Source organism: Pseudomonas chlororaphis subsp. aurantiaca, from assembly GCF_013466605.1.
Taxonomy (GTDB): domain Bacteria; phylum Pseudomonadota; class Gammaproteobacteria; order Pseudomonadales; family Pseudomonadaceae; genus Aquipseudomonas; species Aquipseudomonas chlororaphis_I.
In genome coordinates this window covers 425,891-440,681 of the sequence record NZ_CP059162.1, presented here as the reverse complement: position 1 = coordinate 440,681, position 14,791 = coordinate 425,891, and the positions used below count along the sequence as shown (strand labels likewise).

Here is a 14,791-nt window from a genome sequence, read left to right as displayed (position 1 = left end):
TCGACCGGGGGCGTTTTTATTCAGCCTGAACTAAAGGATCAGTTCTTGGCTTTCTTGGCAGCGCGGGTACGCTCGCCTTCGTCCAGGATCTTCTTGCGAAGACGGATGGACTTAGGAGTCACTTCACACAGCTCGTCGTCCTGGATGAATTCCAGAGCCTGTTCCAGGGTGAAACGAACCGGCGGAACCAGGGCGATGGTTTCGTCCTTGCCCGAAGCACGCATGTTGTCGAGCTTCTTGCCTTTGGTTGGGTTCACACCCAGGTCGTTGTCACGGCTGTTCAGACCAACGATCTGACCGTTGTAGATTTCCTGGCCGTGCTCGACGAACAGCTTGCCGCGCGCCTGCAGGGTTTCCAGGGAGTAGGTCAGCGCCTTGCCGGTCTCGACCGAAACCAGTACGCCGTTCTGACGACCGGACATGTGGCCGGACTTCATCGGAGCGTAGCGATCGAAGATCGAGGTCAGGATGCCTGCACCGTTGGTCAGGGTCAGGAACTGGTTACGGAAACCGATCAGACCACGGGCTGGAATGTTGTATTCCAGGCGTACACGGCCCTTGCCATCCGGAACCATGTTGCTCAGGTCGCCCTTACGCAGGCCCATTTCTTCCATGACCTTGCCCTGGGATTCTTCAGGGATGTCGATGGTGACGTTTTCGAACGGTTCCTGCTTCACGCCGTCGACTTCACGGATGATCACTTCAGGACGGCCCACGCCCATTTCGAAACCTTCGCGACGCATGGTTTCGATCAGTACCGACAGGTGCAGCTCACCACGACCGGAAACCTTGAACTTGTCGGCCGAGTCGCCTTCTTCAACGCGCAGTGCAACGTTGTACAGCAGCTCTTTGTCCAGACGTTCCTTGATGTTACGGCTTGTCACGAACTTGCCTTCTTTACCGCAGAATGGCGAGTCGTTGACCTGGAAGGTCATGGAAACGGTCGGCTCGTCGACGGTCAGCGGCTTCATCGCTTCGACCGCGGTCGGATCGCACAGGGTGTCGGAGATGAACAGCTCGTCGAAACCGCTGATGCAGACGATGTCGCCGGCAGCGGCTTCTTCAACGTCCACACGGTGCAGGCCGTGGTGACCCATCAGCTTCAGGATACGGCCGTTGCGCTTCTTGCCTTCGGTGTCGATAGCGACGACCGGAGTGTTCGGCTTGACGCGACCGCGAGCGATACGGCCAACGCCGATCACACCCAGGAAGCTGTTGTAGTCCAGAGCGGAGATCTGCATCTGGAACGGACCGTCACGGTCAACGGCCGGAGCCGGAACGTTGTCGACGATCGACTGGTACAGCGGGGTCATGTCTTCGGCCATGTCGGTGTGGTCCAGACCGGCAATGCCGTTCAGGGCCGAGGCGTAGACGACTTTGAAGTCCAGCTGTTCTTCGGTGGCACCCAGGTTGTCGAACAGGTCGAAGATCTGGTCCAGAACCCAGTCAGGACGCGCGCCTGGACGGTCGACCTTGTTGATCACCACGATCGGACGCAGGCCGGCTTCGAAAGCCTTCTTGGTCACGAAACGGGTTTGCGGCATAGGGCCGTCTTGGGCGTCGACCAGCAGCAGAACGGAGTCGACCATCGACATTACGCGCTCGACTTCGCCACCGAAGTCGGCGTGGCCCGGGGTGTCCACGATGTTGATGTGGTAGCCGTTCCAGTTGATGGCGGTGTTTTTGGCCAGGATGGTAATACCGCGCTCTTTTTCCTGGTCGTTGGAGTCCATCACGCGCTCGTCGTTGAGCTCGTTGCGCTCCAGGGTGCCGGATTGACGCAGGAGTTTGTCTACCAGGGTGGTTTTACCGTGGTCAACGTGAGCAATGATGGCGATGTTGCGTAGATTTTCGATCACTTGTGTATCTCGATCAGAGGATTCGGTGTGCTGACAACTGCTGGCAGCGATTAACAATAGAGTCCGGCAAGGCCGTTACAGCTTGACGGTGGCGTCGGGGGGCCGGTGACGCAAGCCACAGGCAAACAGCCCCGGGCACTTAGCTCGGTCTATAAACGCGCACATTGGCATGTCCCTCACTGAGCAGATGGTGAGCATGCAGGCGACTCATGACGCCTTTGTCGCAATACAGCAGGTACTGGCGAGTAGGGTCCAGTTCCTTGAAGCGTGCATTCAATGCATAGAACGGCAGCGCTTTTATCTCGATGCCAGAAAGCGTAAGCGGGTCGTCTTCCTGAGCATCCGGATGACGGATGTCGATCACGATCTGACCGGCCAGCGCCTCGCTGACTTCTTCGATCTGCAAATCCTGGCCCAGTTCGTCGATCACCCGATCGATCGGCACCAGCTTGGCCCGCTCGATCGCACGCTCGAGCACCGCCATGTCGAATTCTTTCTCTTCATGCTCCACGCGATGGCGCTTGGCGTGGGTCTTGGGGTTCACCGAGATGACCCCGCAGTACTCCGGCATGTGCTTGGCGAAGTCGGCGGTGCCGATTTCGTTGGCCAGGTCGATGATGTCCTGCTTGTGGCTGGCGATCAGCGGGCGCAGCACCAGCTTGTCGGTCACGCAGTCGATGACGGAGAGGTTCGGCAGGGTCTGGCTCGACACCTGGGAAATCGCCTCGCCGGTGACCAGCGCATCGATGTGCAGGCGGTCGGCGATACTCGACGCGGCACGCAACATCATACGCTTCAAAATGACGCCCATATGACTGTTGTCGACTTTGCCGAGGATTTCGCCGAGCACTTCCTCGAACGGCACGCTGACGAACAGCACGCGCTGGGAGCTGCCGTACTTCTTCCAGATATAGTGCGCGACTTCCATCACGCCCAATTCGTGGGCACGCCCGCCCAGGTTGAAGAAGCAGAAGTGGCTCATCAGGCCGCGACGCATGATCTGGTAGGCCGCCACGGTGGAATCGAAACCGCCGGACATCAAAACCAGGGTCTGTTCCAGGGCGCCCAGCGGATAACCGCCGATGCTGTTGTGCTGGCTGTGGATCACGAACAACCGTTGGTCGCGAATTTCCATCCGCACTTCGATTTCCGGCTCTTTCAGGGAAATTCCGGCGGCACCGCACTGCCGACGCAGTTGGCTGCCGACGTATTTTTCCACGTCCATGGAGCTGAATGGGTGCTTGCCGGCGCGCTTGCAGCGCACGGCGAAAACTTTCCCCGCCAGGGCCTCGCCAAAGTGCTGCTTGCACTTGGCGACTATGTCGTCGAAGTCGCCCAGCGGGTATTCATCGACCTGCAGGAAATGCGCGATGCCCGGCATGCAGCTCAGGCGCTCGGTCATCTCCTTCAAGGCTTTCGGCTCGCTGACGGCGGTTTCCAGCTCGAGGTTGTCCCACACACCATTGACCACCACGGCCGGGTCCAGATCGCGGAGCACGGCACGGATGTTCTTGGCCAACTGACGGATGAAACGCGTCCGTACCGGGCGGCTCTTGATGGTGATTTCCGGGAAAACTTTAACGATTAGTTTCATGAAAACAGCGCGCGCTGGGCCAGCCGAAAAAGGGGGGCGCGGATTATAGCGGAAATTGCTCAAGGTTTAACCAATTAATGTGCACCCGGTTTTTCGTGCACTAAAACGGGTCGTCGCCGGATAAAAACGCAACATTGCGGTGCGTCAGTTTGCCAATCTGGCCCCAATAGCGCCCGGAATGCGTGAGTTTGGGGCATAAAACCCAACTCAGGGCACTGGCATGCAATTTGCTCCCTTGTGAGGCAGGTTGCCATGGCAGAGTATCTGCGCCGGCATCACCCACATTCTAAGGGCACACCAACACTCGCCCGAAGCCACCCGGAGGACACTATGTCGAAGTCGGTTCAACTCATCAAAGATCATGACGTCAAATGGATTGATCTGCGCTTCACTGACACCAAAGGCACTCAGCACCACGTGACCATGCCGGCCCGTGATGCGCTGGATGACGATTTCTTCGAAATCGGCAAAATGTTCGACGGTTCCTCCATCGCTGGCTGGAAAGGCATCGAAGCCTCCGACATGATCCTGATGCCGGTTGACGAAACCGCCGTCCTGGACCCGTTCACCGAAGAGCCGACCCTGATCCTGGTCTGCGACATCATCGAACCTTCGACCATGCAGGGCTACGATCGCGACCCACGCGCCATCGCCAAGCGTGCCGAGGAGTACCTGAAGTCCACCGGTATCGGCGACACCGTATTCGTAGGCCCAGAGCCTGAGTTCTTCATCTTCGACGAAGTGAAGTTCAAGTCCGACATCTCCGGCTCCATGTTCAAGATCTTCTCCGAGCAAGGCTCGTGGATGTCCGACCAGGACGTGGAAGGCGGCAACAAAGGCCACCGTCCAGGCGTCAAAGGCGGCTACTTCCCGGTTCCTCCGTTCGACCACGACCACGAGATCCGTACCTCCATGTGTAATGCCATGGAAGAAATGGGCCTGGTCATCGAAGTTCACCACCACGAAGTGGCGACTGCCGGCCAGAACGAAATCGGCGTGAAGTTCAACACCCTGGTCAACAAGGGCGACGAAGTTCAGACCCTGAAGTACTGCGTACACAACGTGGCCGATGCCTACGGCCGCACCGCTACCTTCATGCCCAAGCCTCTGTACGGCGACAACGGCTCGGGTATGCACGTGCACATGTCCATCTCCAAGGATGGCAAGAACACCTTCGCTGGCGAAGGTTATGCCGGCCTGTCCGACACCGCCCTGTACTTCATCGGCGGCATCATCAAGCACGGTAAGGCCCTGAACGGTTTCACCAACCCTTCGACCAACTCCTACAAGCGTCTGGTACCAGGCTTCGAAGCTCCAGTGATGCTGGCCTACTCGGCTCGCAACCGTTCCGCTTCGATCCGTATCCCTTACGTGTCGAGCCCTAAAGCCCGCCGTATCGAAGCACGCTTCCCGGATCCGGCTGCCAACCCATACCTGGCCTTCGCTGCCCTGCTGATGGCTGGCCTGGACGGTATCCAGAACAAGATCCACCCTGGCGACGCGGCTGACAAAAACCTGTACGACCTGCCGCCTGAAGAGGCGAAAGAGATCCCACAAGTTTGCGGCAGCCTGAAAGAAGCCCTGGAAGAGCTGGACAAAGGTCGTGCGTTCCTGACCAAAGGCGGCGTTTTCAGCGACGACTTCATCGACGCTTACATCGCCCTGAAAAGCGAAGAAGAAATCAAGGTTCGTACCTTCGTACACCCACTGGAATACGAGCTGTACTACAGCTGCTGATCCGGTAGCGCCGCCCCACGCGGCGTGACAAGAAAAGGCCTCCCTCGGGAGGCCTTTTTTATTGCCCGCCCATCGCCCCGGAGCATTCCCCCGGGCTATTCATCCATGGATAATCCGCGCCTCTCGCGCCCTCTGTCCGGCGCCTCGACGAAGGGATTCGTATGCAGTGGACTCGTTCTCTCGGCCTGATCGCCTGCCTGGCGTTCGGCAGCACCCAGGCCGCTCCTTTCTATGCCGACAAATCCCTGGCCCACCCGCTGATCACCGGCCTGGCGGAAAGCCAGGCGACCCTGGCCTTTATCAAGCAGGCCGGCAGCGTCAAAGGTTATTACTCGGTCGACCCGGACGAGGGCCAGCCGCAGCTGCTGGACGACTTCGGCGATGCAACCATCGAGTCGGTGTTCAACATCGCCCTGGATGATGAGTCCCTGACCCGCCTGGTGCTGTTCAAGCAGAGCGGCCAGTATCGCGTGCATGCCTACCGTTATGACGAAAACGACCGCCTCTACCGGCGCCTGGACAAGCTACAGCCCGCCCTGGAACGCATCGCCAAAGACCGGAAAAAACTCGATGCCTCGACGGTGAAACAGGCCCTGCGCCAGCTGACACCGCTGAACTACAGCTACTTCTACGAAGACTCGGGTATCGACGAATTCGACCAGATCGACCATTCGGCCGGCACCCTGGTGGGTTATTTCGACGCTAACGGGCAGCCCATCACCGCCAATCCGCCCGGAGCCGACCAGTACCGCTACAAAAAGACCTTCACCGAAAAGAACGGACGCTTTCTCACCGCCACCTACTGGCGCGGCGAAGCACCTGCGCTGGAGGGCGAGCCCCTGCTGTACAACTACCGGGCCAGCCGCATCGCCTGGGAGACCGAGCCGCAGCGCTTCACTGGCAGCGAGGACGGGGCCTACGTGGAGTACTCCTGTTTCGGCGGTGCCGTCATCGCCCAGGGTGCCTATGCCCACGGCCAACGCACCGGCGAATGGAGTTTTTCCAACCCAGACGAAGGCTGGACCCACGGCCGTTTTGTCGATGGCAAACGCCAAGGCCAGTGGACTGAGTCCTACGGCTGGCAAACCGCTACCGGCGAGTATCGGGACGATCTGCGTGAGGGACGCTGGGTGCTGTCCTACGACGAAGGAGGCGAGCCCGCTGTCACTGGCTTCCAGACCTATGTCCACAGCGTGCTCAACGGCCCGAGCGAAGAGAAGGTGGACGGCTCCACGGAGAGCGGCAGCTACCGCAACAACAAACGCGAAGGACCATGGGTGACCCAAGCAGGTCGCGGCAGCTTCGAGAACGGCCTGAAAAGCGGCCCGTGGATACTCAAGACAGACAAGAGCCATAACCAGAGCGTGAACTTCGTCGCCGATAAAAAAGACGGCGAGTTGCGCGAAACCGACGCCAACGGCGTGCTGGTCCTGATCGAGCATTACAAGGCAGATGTGCTGTCCGGTACCCGCGAAGGCTATAGCCCCAGCGGCAACCTGCAGTACTCGCAGCAATATGAGAATGGCAAACGGGAAGGCCGCTCACTGGGTTACAGCGAAGACGGCAAGCTGATCAGCGATATTTCCTGGCACAACGATCGGTACGAAGGCCCTCACCTGACCTTCCTGCGCGACGGTACGCCGGCCACGGTCGGACGCTTCGAGGGAGGGCACTTTGTCGGCCTGATGAAACAGTACGATCAGGATGGAGTGCTTTATGAGGAAGCCAACTGGTGCCGCTTCGACAAGCTCGGCTCAACCGTCGAACGCTGTGGAAAACAACGGCGGTTCACCCACGGAAAGCTGTCCTGGGAAACGGACTTTCTCTTTGGCAGCCCCCAAGGCTCCATCGAGTACAACTATGAAACAGGCCAAAAGATCCGCGAGAAGATCATCGGCGACAATGACCAGATCACTCAGCGCACCTACTACGACAATGGGCAGATCGAGTGCCAGAAAAACTCGGTGGGTTTCACCTGGATGACCATCAATCAGCAACAGGTGAAAAGTCATGAGTCCGACGGCCAACTGACCGGCGAACAGCTGTGCTATCACCGCAACGGCGCGATCAAGAGCCGCGAGCTGATCGACAACGGTTTGAGCGCCTGCCGGATCGTCTATGACGAAAGCGGCAAGCGACTCTCTTCCAGCCCGACCAATTGCGGGGCGCCCGCGACTGCCGCGGCCGGCCAATGACCCATCTTGTGCCCGGCGCTTGCCAGGCACTGCGGTTTTGCGTGCATCATGGCCGCCGACTTGTCCCCAAGAAGCCGAGACCGCCCATGACTTCGCGATTCTGCCTTGCCCTGTTGACCCTGTTGCTGGCCGGCAATGCCTGCGCCGCCCCTGCCACCCTCAGCCCTCTGTTGGCCAGCATCGAAGAACGCCTGGCCATCGCCGACCAGGTGGCCCTGAGCAAATGGGACAGCCACAAACCGGTGGAAGACCGCCCGCGCGAGCGTGAGGTGATTGCCGGCGCGGTGGCCCAGGCGCCGGCCTACAAACTCGACGGCGCGGCGGTGGAACAGTTCTTTGCCGCGCAGATCGAGGCCAACAAGCTGCTGCAGTACGCCCACCTGTCCGAGTGGACCTTGCAAGGCCAGGCACCGGACGCCCCGCGCCCGGATTTGGTGGGGCAGATCCGCCCGCAACTTGATCGGTTACAAAAACGCCTGCTGCAGCAACTGGCGGATTTCAGCCCCCACCGCAATGACCCGCAGTGCCCACAATGGCTGGCCCAGGCCACCCACGAAGGTGATCGGGCACCACTGCGCCAACTGGCGCTGATCCGCGCCACCGCCGAGCTTTGTGTGTTCAAAGGTTGAAGGGGCGAACCCGGGCCCGCTCCGCGGCTCTATGCTGGAGGCACTTCCATCCTTGAAGCCGCCGCCCCCAGCGCCCAGGAAAGCCGCCATGCGTGTGCACTGCCTCTACCTGCTGTTGCTGGCCGCCCTGCCGGCCGCCGCGCAGATCTACCGCTACACCGATGCCCACGGCAACACCGCCTACAGCGACCAGCCGCCGGCCGGCGTGCCCGGCCAGGCCGTCGAGCTGGCGCCGCTGAACCGCATCGAGGCGCCCAGGCCGCTCACACCGCCCGGCGTCGAACCAACGCAGACGCCACCCACCCGCGCACCGGCCTACACCACCCTGGAGCTGAGTGGCGTGCCGGATGGTGGTGTGGTGCGCGCCAATAACGGCACCTTCAAGGTCGAGGTGCGCCTGCAACCGCCCCTGCTCAACGAGCATCGCCTGCGCCTGCTGTTGGACGACCAGCCGTACGGCCAGCCCGGCAACCTGCCGAGCTTGCAACTGGTGAACATCGACCGCGGCGAGCACCGCCTGGCGGTGCAGGTGCTCGATGGCGAGCGGGTGATCCAGCAAAGCTCGCCATTGACCTTCACCCTGCAACGGGTTCATCGGCCCTGAGAGCTTGTCGCGCCTGAATCTGCGAATACAGGCGCCGCTCATGTTCGAGCAACCAACGTTTGCGCCAGAGGCCGCCGCCATAACCGGTGAGCGAGCCGTCGGAACCTATCACCCGGTGACAGGCAATCACGATGGCGATCTGGTTGGCGCCATTGGCCCGGGCCACGGCCCGCACGGCGGAGGCCGAACCTATGCTGGTCGCCACCTCGGCGTAACTGCGAGTCGTGCCTGGCGGTATAGCCCTGAGGGCCTGCCACACCGTGCGGGTAAAGGCCGAAGCATTCAGCGCCAGCGGCGTGGCAAAGCTTGCCGACTCCCCGGCGAAAAATCGCCGCAATTCGCTCTCGATCTGGTCGATGGGGGCAAAACGTCCGAAACCGATGGTCGAGCCGGTGCTCTCTTGCAGACGCTTCAGCTCAGTGGCCAATGCCGGGCGGTCGAAGAACTCCAGCAGATGCAGGGCCTGCGCATCGGCCACCGCCAGCATCACGCCGATCGGGGTTTGCAGCCAGTCGGCCTTGAGCAGTTCACAGCCGCGCAGGTTCGACGGTGGCTGGCCGAGCAGCCGGGTGAAGGCACTGCGAAAGCCGCTGTCGGAATCGAAACTGGCGCTGATCTGCGCATCGATCACGCTGGCGCCGCCCGCCAGTTGCTGCATGCCCTCGCCGATCCGCCGCAGCCGGGCCATTTCCAGGAAGGTCACGCCAAAGTGACGCTTGAAGGCCCGGCGCACCGTGGAAGGGTCGAAGCCGAGTTCGATCAGGTCGCCTTCATACCAGCGCTTGTCGACATTGTGTTCCAGCAAGGCCAGCAGTTGTTTGACCAGCGGCTCCTGGGCACCTGTCTGCTCCAGCGGACGGCAGCGCAGGCAGGCGCGAAAACCCGCCTCGACACAGGCCTTGATCGAACTGAAGAACACCGTGTTTTCGCGCTTGGGCTTGCGCGCCGCGCAGGTCAGCCGACAGAACACGCCCGTGCTCTTGACCCCGACGAAGGCGAACCCGTCATAGGCCGGGTCGCGTTCGAGCAAGGCATGGTACAGGGTGTCGTCGTCGGGCAGTTGGAACAGCAAGGGGGCGTTGTCCATGGCCGTCTCCAGCACCAGAGGAAATGTCTGTGCACTGTAGAGCAGCGCCGCAACGGATGCCGCCGCAAATCAGGCGTTGATACGCCAACGGTGCCCCCGCCTTGCGCCCGGCGTGAAACAACGCCGAGCGGTAGATCCGCCTCAGGCGTGCTCGATCACCATGGCCACGCCCTGGCCAACGCCCACGCACAGGGCCGATCTCGCAGCTGCCGAGCAGCAGCACTGCCGCGCCATCGTTAAGCATTGTCGGCGTGGCCATCGCCTCTGCCTGCTATGCCCTGGTATCCCTGGTATGCATGCTTCTGCTGCTCAAGCGCATCGACCACAACGCCGCCGACCTGTCCACCGCCGAACAGGCGGACGCCGACGAACTGGCCCGGGAACCCCGTGCCACGCCGCCGATCGAGGATCCCGCGACGCTGCCACCGAGTATCGACAAGGACGCCCAACCCGCCCACTGAGACGCCATCCGCCGCATTCTTCCAGGCCCGCAGCAAGCGGGCCCTTTTGCGTGCGCCGAAAATTTTCGGCCCGGCGTGCATCTGGCCATTCTTTAGCGCAGCCTCGGATAAATCGCACTATATTGGTGCATCAAACTGCACCCCGACCTATATGCGGCCCATTTTGGTTCGAAAGTACCCAGCGCAGCCGGCAAAACGCTGCGAAAGAGAACTTTAAACGTCTGTTTCAGGGCTCGAGCGCTTCTTTTCGGAGCCTTGGTTTGGTTTTTGCATTTTCTCGATACCAGCGCCTTATTCGCGCGCGCAATCCTGGGCCGGCCCGGGATTGCCTTGTTTCAAAAGAGGTCAACATTTACCCATGACCATCAGCGATCAACTGCACCGCTTGCTACTCGACAACCTGACCACCGCGACCATCCTGCTCAACGCCGACCTGCGCCTTGAGTACATGAACCCGGCGGCGGAGATGTTGCTGGCCATCAGCGGCCAGCGCAGCCATGGGCAATTCATCAGCGAACTGTTCACCGAATCGGCCGAAGCCCTGAGCTCCCTGCGCCAGGCGGTGCAACAGGCGCACCCGTTCACCAAGCGCGAAGCCATGCTCACCGCGCTGACCGGCCAGACCCTGACCGTCGACTACGCCGTGACGCCGATCCTGAGCAATGGCGACACCTTGCTGTTGCTCGAAGTCCATCCCCGCGACCGCTTGCTGCGGATCACCAAGGAAGAGGCCCAGCTGTCCAAGCAGGAAACCAGCAAGATGCTGGTGCGCGGCCTGGCCCACGAGATCAAGAACCCCCTCGGCGGGATTCGCGGCGCCGCCCAGTTGCTGGCTCGCGAACTGCCGGACGAGAACCTCAAGGACTACACCAACGTCATCATCGAAGAGGCCGACCGCCTGCGTAACCTGGTGGACCGCATGCTCGGCTCCAACAAGCTGCCGTCGCTGGCCATGTGCAACGTGCACGAAGTGCTGGAGCGCGTGAGCAGCCTGGTGGAAGCCGAAAGCCAGGGCTGCATCACCCTGGTGCGCGACTACGACCCGAGCATTCCCGATGTATGGATCGACCGCGAACAGATGATCCAGGCGGTGCTCAACATCGTGCGCAACGCGATGCAGGCCATCAGCAGCCAGAACGAGCTGCGCCTGGGCCGTATCTGCCTGCGTACCCGCACCATGCGCCAGTTCACCATCGGCCACGTGCGCCACCGCCTGGTGACCAAGATCGAGATCATCGACAACGGCCCGGGGATTCCCGCGGAACTTCAGGAAACCATCTTCTTCCCCATGGTCAGCGGCCGTCCGGACGGTACCGGGTTGGGCCTGGCCATTACCCAGAACATCATCAGCCAGCACCAGGGCCTGATCGAGTGTGACAGCCATCCCGGCCACACCACGTTCTCGATCTTTCTGCCACTGGAACAAGGAGCCCCATCGACATGAGCCGTAGTGAAACCGTGTGGATCGTCGATGACGACCGTTCTATCCGTTGGGTTCTGGAGAAAGCCTTGCAACAGGAAGGCATGACCACCCAGAGCTTCGATAGCGCCGATGGTGTGATGAGCCGCCTGGCCCGCCAGCAACCGGATGTGATCATCTCCGACATCCGCATGCCCGGCGCCAGTGGCCTGGACCTGCTGGCGCGGATCCGCGAGCAGCACCCGCGCCTGCCGGTGATCATCATGACCGCGCACTCCGACCTGGACAGCGCTGTCGCTTCCTATCAGGGCGGCGCCTTCGAGTACCTGCCCAAGCCGTTCGATGTCGACGAAGCGGTGTCCCTGGTCAAGCGCGCCAACCAGCACGCCCAGGAGCAGCAAGGCCTGGAAGTGATCCCCGCGCTGGCCCGTACTCCGGAAATCATCGGCGAAGCGCCGGCAATGCAGGAGGTGTTCCGCGCCATCGGTCGCCTCAGCCACTCCAACATCACTGTGCTGATCAACGGCGAGTCCGGTACCGGTAAAGAGCTAGTGGCCCATGCCCTGCACCGTCACAGCCCGCGGGCGGCTTCGCCGTTCATCCCCCTGAACATGGCGGCGATCCCCAAGGACCTGATGGAGTCCGAGCTGTTCGGACATGAAAAAGGCGCCTTCACCGGCGCCGCCAACCTGCGGCGCGGGCGCTTCGAGCAGGCCGATGGCGGCACCCTGTTCCTCGACGAGATCGGCGACATGCCGGCCGACACCCAGACCCGCCTGCTGCGGGTGCTGGCCGACGGCGAGTTCTACCGGGTCGGCGGGCATACGCCGGTCAAGGTCGACGTGCGCATCATCGCCGCGACCCACCAGAACCTGGAAACCCTGGTGCACGCCGGCAAGTTCCGCGAGGACCTGTTCCACCGCCTGAACGTGATCCGCATCCATATCCCGCGCCTGTCGGACCGTCGCGAAGACATCCCGACCCTGGCCAAGCACTTCCTCAGCCGCGCCGCCCAGGAGCTGGCCGTCGAGCCCAAGCTGCTGAAAAGCGAGACCGAGGAATACCTGAAGAACCTGCCGTGGCCCGGCAACGTGCGCCAGCTGGAGAACACCTGCCGCTGGATCACCGTGATGGCTTCGGGTCGCGAGGTGCATATCAGCGACCTGCCGCCGGAACTGCTGAGCCTGCCGCAGGATTCGGCGCCGGTGACCAACTGGGAACAGGCCCTGCGCCAGTGGGCCGACCAGGCCCTGGCACGCGGGCAGTCGAGCCTGCTGGACAGCGCGGTGCCGAGCTTCGAGCGGATCATGATCGAGACCGCCCTCAAGCACACCGCCGGCCGCCGCCGCGACGCCGCCGTGCTGCTGGGCTGGGGCCGCAACACCCTGACGCGCAAGATCAAGGAGTTGGGAATGAAGGTCGACGGCGGGGATGACGACGACAGCGACGAGGGCTGAGCCGCGTAATCCCCTGTAGCCGCTGCCGAAGACCTTCAGCGATCTTGATCCTGCGCGCCCTTGGGTCGCGATCGCAGCCTTCGGCAGCGGCTACGGCGCAAGACATTCATGCTGTGCCGAATGACAGATCCAATCGCGGGCAAGCCTCGCTCCTACAGATGCGGTCGTGGGAGCGGGGCTTGCCCGCGATGTTTTTTGTGCACCGCAATGGTGAGCCTGCACTGCCGGAATGCGTGGCCGGGCAAGGAATTTCATCGCGCTTGGCCTGGATATTTCTCGCCAGAACAAATCCAAAAAACGATGAAAGCCCCGAAAACCGGGGCTTTCAGCTGTTCCTGAAAAATTGCTTAACCGTTTAAGCCAGAATTGGCACGCCCCCTGCAAAGACAAGATCACGAGTGCAGTCACTCACCCGTTTTGGGGACCTTGGTACAGGCAGGCCGAGACTCCCCTTCTTTACACCCGGAACCCATACCGCTCGCAGCGACGGGTTCCAGCCGGTTTGGGGAACCCTGGTACAGGCAGGCCAGGGATTCCCTCTTTAACACCCGGGCTCATCACGCTCACAGCGACGAGCCCACCCGTTTCGGGAACCTTGGTACAGGCAGGCCGGGGATTCCCTCTTTACACCGGGCCCAGCGCAATCAGCGCGGCCCTCACGCTTTTGGGAACCTTGGTACAGGCAGGCCGGGGCTTCCCCTCTTTACACCGGGCCCGGCGCGATCAGCGCCCCGCCCTCACGCTTTTGGGGACCTTGGTACAGGCAGGCCGGGAATCCCCTCTTTTATTCCTCGCGCAGCTGGAGCTCCAGGCGCCAGCGCCCGTCGACCTCGCTGCCCGACCACTCGCCGCGCAGCGCCCGCGCGGCGACCACGTTCAGCAGCAACCCTTCCTCAGCCGCCCGCACCCGCCAGTTGGCATCCTTGTCGTTGATCTTCAACTGGCCCTTCTGCGCCCGCCCCTCGGCCTCGAACAACAGCGCCACGGCCCCGTCGATGTGCTCGCCATGAACCTTGGGCTCGTTGTTGAACCACACCACCAGGGCATTGGGCTGGACCTGCACTTCCTGCAGCTCGGTGGGGTCCGGGGTCGTCAGGCGACCGATCATCAGCCCCACCATCACGCCAAAGATTGCCAGCGAGCCGAACACCCGCAGCATTAGCTTCGGCCTGACGTCCGCTTCAGGCGTAGAATGCGGCCTGTCTTTTTCTTCGGAGCCGTGCATGTTTCACGTCATCCTTTTTCAACCAGAAATTCCGCCGAATACCGGCAACGTAATCAGGCTGTGCGCCAATAGCGGCTGCCACCTGCATTTGATCGAGCCACTGGGTTTCGAAATGGACGACAAGCGCCTGCGCCGGGCCGGACTCGACTACCACGAATATGCCACCCTGCAGCGCCATGCCGACCTCGCCAGCTGTCTTGAAAGCCTAGGCCATCCGCGCCTGTTCGCCTTCACCACCAAGGGCTCGCGGCCGTTCCACGACGCCAGCTTCGCCGAGGGCGATGCCTTCCTGTTCGGCCCGGAAAGCCGCGGCCTGCCCGCCGAAGTGCTGGACGCCTTGCCCGCCGAACAACGCCTGCGCCTACCCATGCGCGAAGGCTGCCGCAGCCTGAACCTGTCCAACACCGTGGCGGTCGCCGTCTACGAAGCCTGGCGCCAGCTGGGGTTCAAATAAGCCACCCACCTCCGTGCCAATCCCTGCGGCAGCGGCTACAGGTTCAGCGCCGGTATCGACATCAGTTTC

Annotated in this window: 12 protein-coding genes and 1 pseudogene; 9 read left to right on the top strand and 4 right to left on the bottom strand. The window is 61.7% G+C overall.

Annotation, left to right across the window (positions count from 1 at the left end; translation table 11 throughout):
• Positions 1-38 precede the first annotated feature (38 nt).
• Both typA and thiI read right to left on the bottom strand, forming a co-directional pair.
• Positions 39-1,859: a translational GTPase TypA gene (typA, locus tag H0I86_RS01960; RefSeq protein ID WP_009046549.1), complete on the bottom strand. Its 1,821-nt coding sequence runs from the start codon at positions 1,857-1,859 to the stop codon at positions 39-41.
• 139 nt (positions 1,860-1,998) lie between these two features.
• Positions 1,999-3,453: a tRNA uracil 4-sulfurtransferase ThiI gene (gene thiI / locus H0I86_RS01955; protein ID WP_180923746.1), complete on the bottom strand. Its 1,455-nt coding sequence runs from the start codon at positions 3,451-3,453 to the stop codon at positions 1,999-2,001.
• Positions 3,454-3,783: 330 nt separating this feature from the next.
• Here thiI and glnA point away from each other — a divergent pair, with 330 nt between their 5' ends.
• From glnA to H0I86_RS01935, 4 genes are all read left to right on the top strand, one after another.
• Entirely contained in the window at positions 3,784-5,190 is a 1,407-nt protein-coding gene (gene glnA / locus H0I86_RS01950; protein ID WP_007929953.1) for a glutamate--ammonia ligase, read from the top strand.
• A gap of 161 nt (positions 5,191-5,351) precedes the next feature.
• Positions 5,352-7,385 (top strand): toxin-antitoxin system YwqK family antitoxin, encoded by a 2,034-nt coding sequence (locus tag H0I86_RS01945; RefSeq protein ID WP_180923744.1) that lies wholly within the window; start codon positions 5,352-5,354, stop codon positions 7,383-7,385.
• Between the two features lie 86 nt (positions 7,386-7,471).
• A complete protein-coding gene (locus H0I86_RS01940; RefSeq protein ID WP_180923742.1) occupies positions 7,472-8,014 on the top strand; it encodes a chorismate mutase in 543 nt (180 codons plus the stop codon).
• A gap of 88 nt (positions 8,015-8,102) precedes the next feature.
• Complete coding sequence (locus tag H0I86_RS01935) at positions 8,103-8,618, top strand: DUF4124 domain-containing protein (RefSeq protein ID WP_180923740.1); 516 nt, start codon at positions 8,103-8,105, stop codon at positions 8,616-8,618.
• Here the strand turns inward: H0I86_RS01935 and H0I86_RS01930 are convergent.
• Positions 8,590-9,705, bottom strand: coding sequence for a bifunctional transcriptional activator/DNA repair enzyme AdaA (locus H0I86_RS01930; protein ID WP_180923738.1), 1,116 nt, complete (start codon positions 9,703-9,705; stop codon positions 8,590-8,592). The genes H0I86_RS01935 and H0I86_RS01930 overlap by 29 nt on opposite strands.
• Before the next feature lie 239 nt (positions 9,706-9,944).
• Between H0I86_RS01930 and H0I86_RS01925 the strand changes: the two are divergent.
• The 4 genes and pseudogenes from H0I86_RS01925 to H0I86_RS01910 all read left to right on the top strand — a co-directional run.
• Positions 9,945-10,166: pseudogene (locus H0I86_RS01925) on the top strand (MFS transporter); the annotation flags it as partial.
• A 358-nt stretch (positions 10,167-10,524) separates the two neighbouring features.
• Positions 10,525-11,610 carry a nitrogen regulation protein NR(II) gene (glnL, locus tag H0I86_RS01920; RefSeq protein WP_180923736.1) on the top strand — a complete coding sequence of 362 codons (1,086 nt, stop codon included), beginning with the start codon at positions 10,525-10,527 and terminating at the stop codon, positions 11,608-11,610.
• The gene (ntrC, locus tag H0I86_RS01915; protein ID WP_180923734.1) at positions 11,607-13,043 is read left to right on the top strand and encodes a nitrogen regulation protein NR(I); all 1,437 of its coding nucleotides are present in this window, start codon (positions 11,607-11,609) and stop codon (positions 13,041-13,043) included. The genes glnL and ntrC overlap by 4 nt, the downstream gene beginning before the upstream one ends.
• A gap of 179 nt (positions 13,044-13,222) precedes the next feature.
• Positions 13,223-13,402, top strand: coding sequence for a hypothetical protein (locus H0I86_RS01910; RefSeq protein WP_180923733.1), 180 nt, complete (start codon positions 13,223-13,225; stop codon positions 13,400-13,402).
• 425 nt (positions 13,403-13,827) lie between these two features.
• Here the strand turns inward: H0I86_RS01910 and H0I86_RS01905 are convergent, their stop codons facing one another.
• Complete coding sequence (locus H0I86_RS01905; RefSeq protein WP_180923731.1) at positions 13,828-14,268, bottom strand: hypothetical protein; 441 nt, start codon at positions 14,266-14,268, stop codon at positions 13,828-13,830.
• Between H0I86_RS01905 and trmL the strand changes: the two genes are divergently transcribed.
• Positions 14,267-14,722, top strand: a complete 456-nt coding sequence (trmL, locus tag H0I86_RS01900; RefSeq protein ID WP_007930832.1) for a tRNA (uridine(34)/cytosine(34)/5-carboxymethylaminomethyluridine(34)-2'-O)-methyltransferase TrmL — start codon at positions 14,267-14,269, stop codon at positions 14,720-14,722. The two genes, H0I86_RS01905 and trmL, sit on opposite strands and share 2 nt — an antisense overlap.
• Positions 14,723-14,791 lie beyond the last annotated feature (69 nt).

Excerpts from the sequence above, each read along its gene's own strand:
- thiI (WP_180923746.1), bottom strand. The coding sequence starts at position 3,453 with ATGAAACTAATCGTTAAAGTTTTCCCGGAAATCACCATCAAGAGCCGC.
- glnA (WP_007929953.1), top strand. The coding sequence starts at position 3,784 with ATGTCGAAGTCGGTTCAACTCATCAAAGATCATGACGTCAAATGGATT.
- H0I86_RS01945 (WP_180923744.1), top strand. The coding sequence starts at position 5,352 with ATGCAGTGGACTCGTTCTCTCGGCCTGATCGCCTGCCTGGCGTTCGGC.
- H0I86_RS01940 (WP_180923742.1), top strand. The coding sequence starts at position 7,472 with ATGACTTCGCGATTCTGCCTTGCCCTGTTGACCCTGTTGCTGGCCGGC.
- H0I86_RS01935 (WP_180923740.1), top strand. The coding sequence starts at position 8,103 with ATGCGTGTGCACTGCCTCTACCTGCTGTTGCTGGCCGCCCTGCCGGCC.
- H0I86_RS01930 (WP_180923738.1), bottom strand. The coding sequence starts at position 9,705 with ATGGACAACGCCCCCTTGCTGTTCCAACTGCCCGACGACGACACCCTG.
- glnL (WP_180923736.1), top strand. The coding sequence starts at position 10,525 with ATGACCATCAGCGATCAACTGCACCGCTTGCTACTCGACAACCTGACC.
- ntrC (WP_180923734.1), top strand. The coding sequence starts at position 11,607 with ATGAGCCGTAGTGAAACCGTGTGGATCGTCGATGACGACCGTTCTATC.
- trmL (WP_007930832.1), top strand. The coding sequence starts at position 14,267 with ATGTTTCACGTCATCCTTTTTCAACCAGAAATTCCGCCGAATACCGGC.
- H0I86_RS01905 (WP_180923731.1), bottom strand. The coding sequence starts at position 14,268 with ATGCACGGCTCCGAAGAAAAAGACAGGCCGCATTCTACGCCTGAAGCG.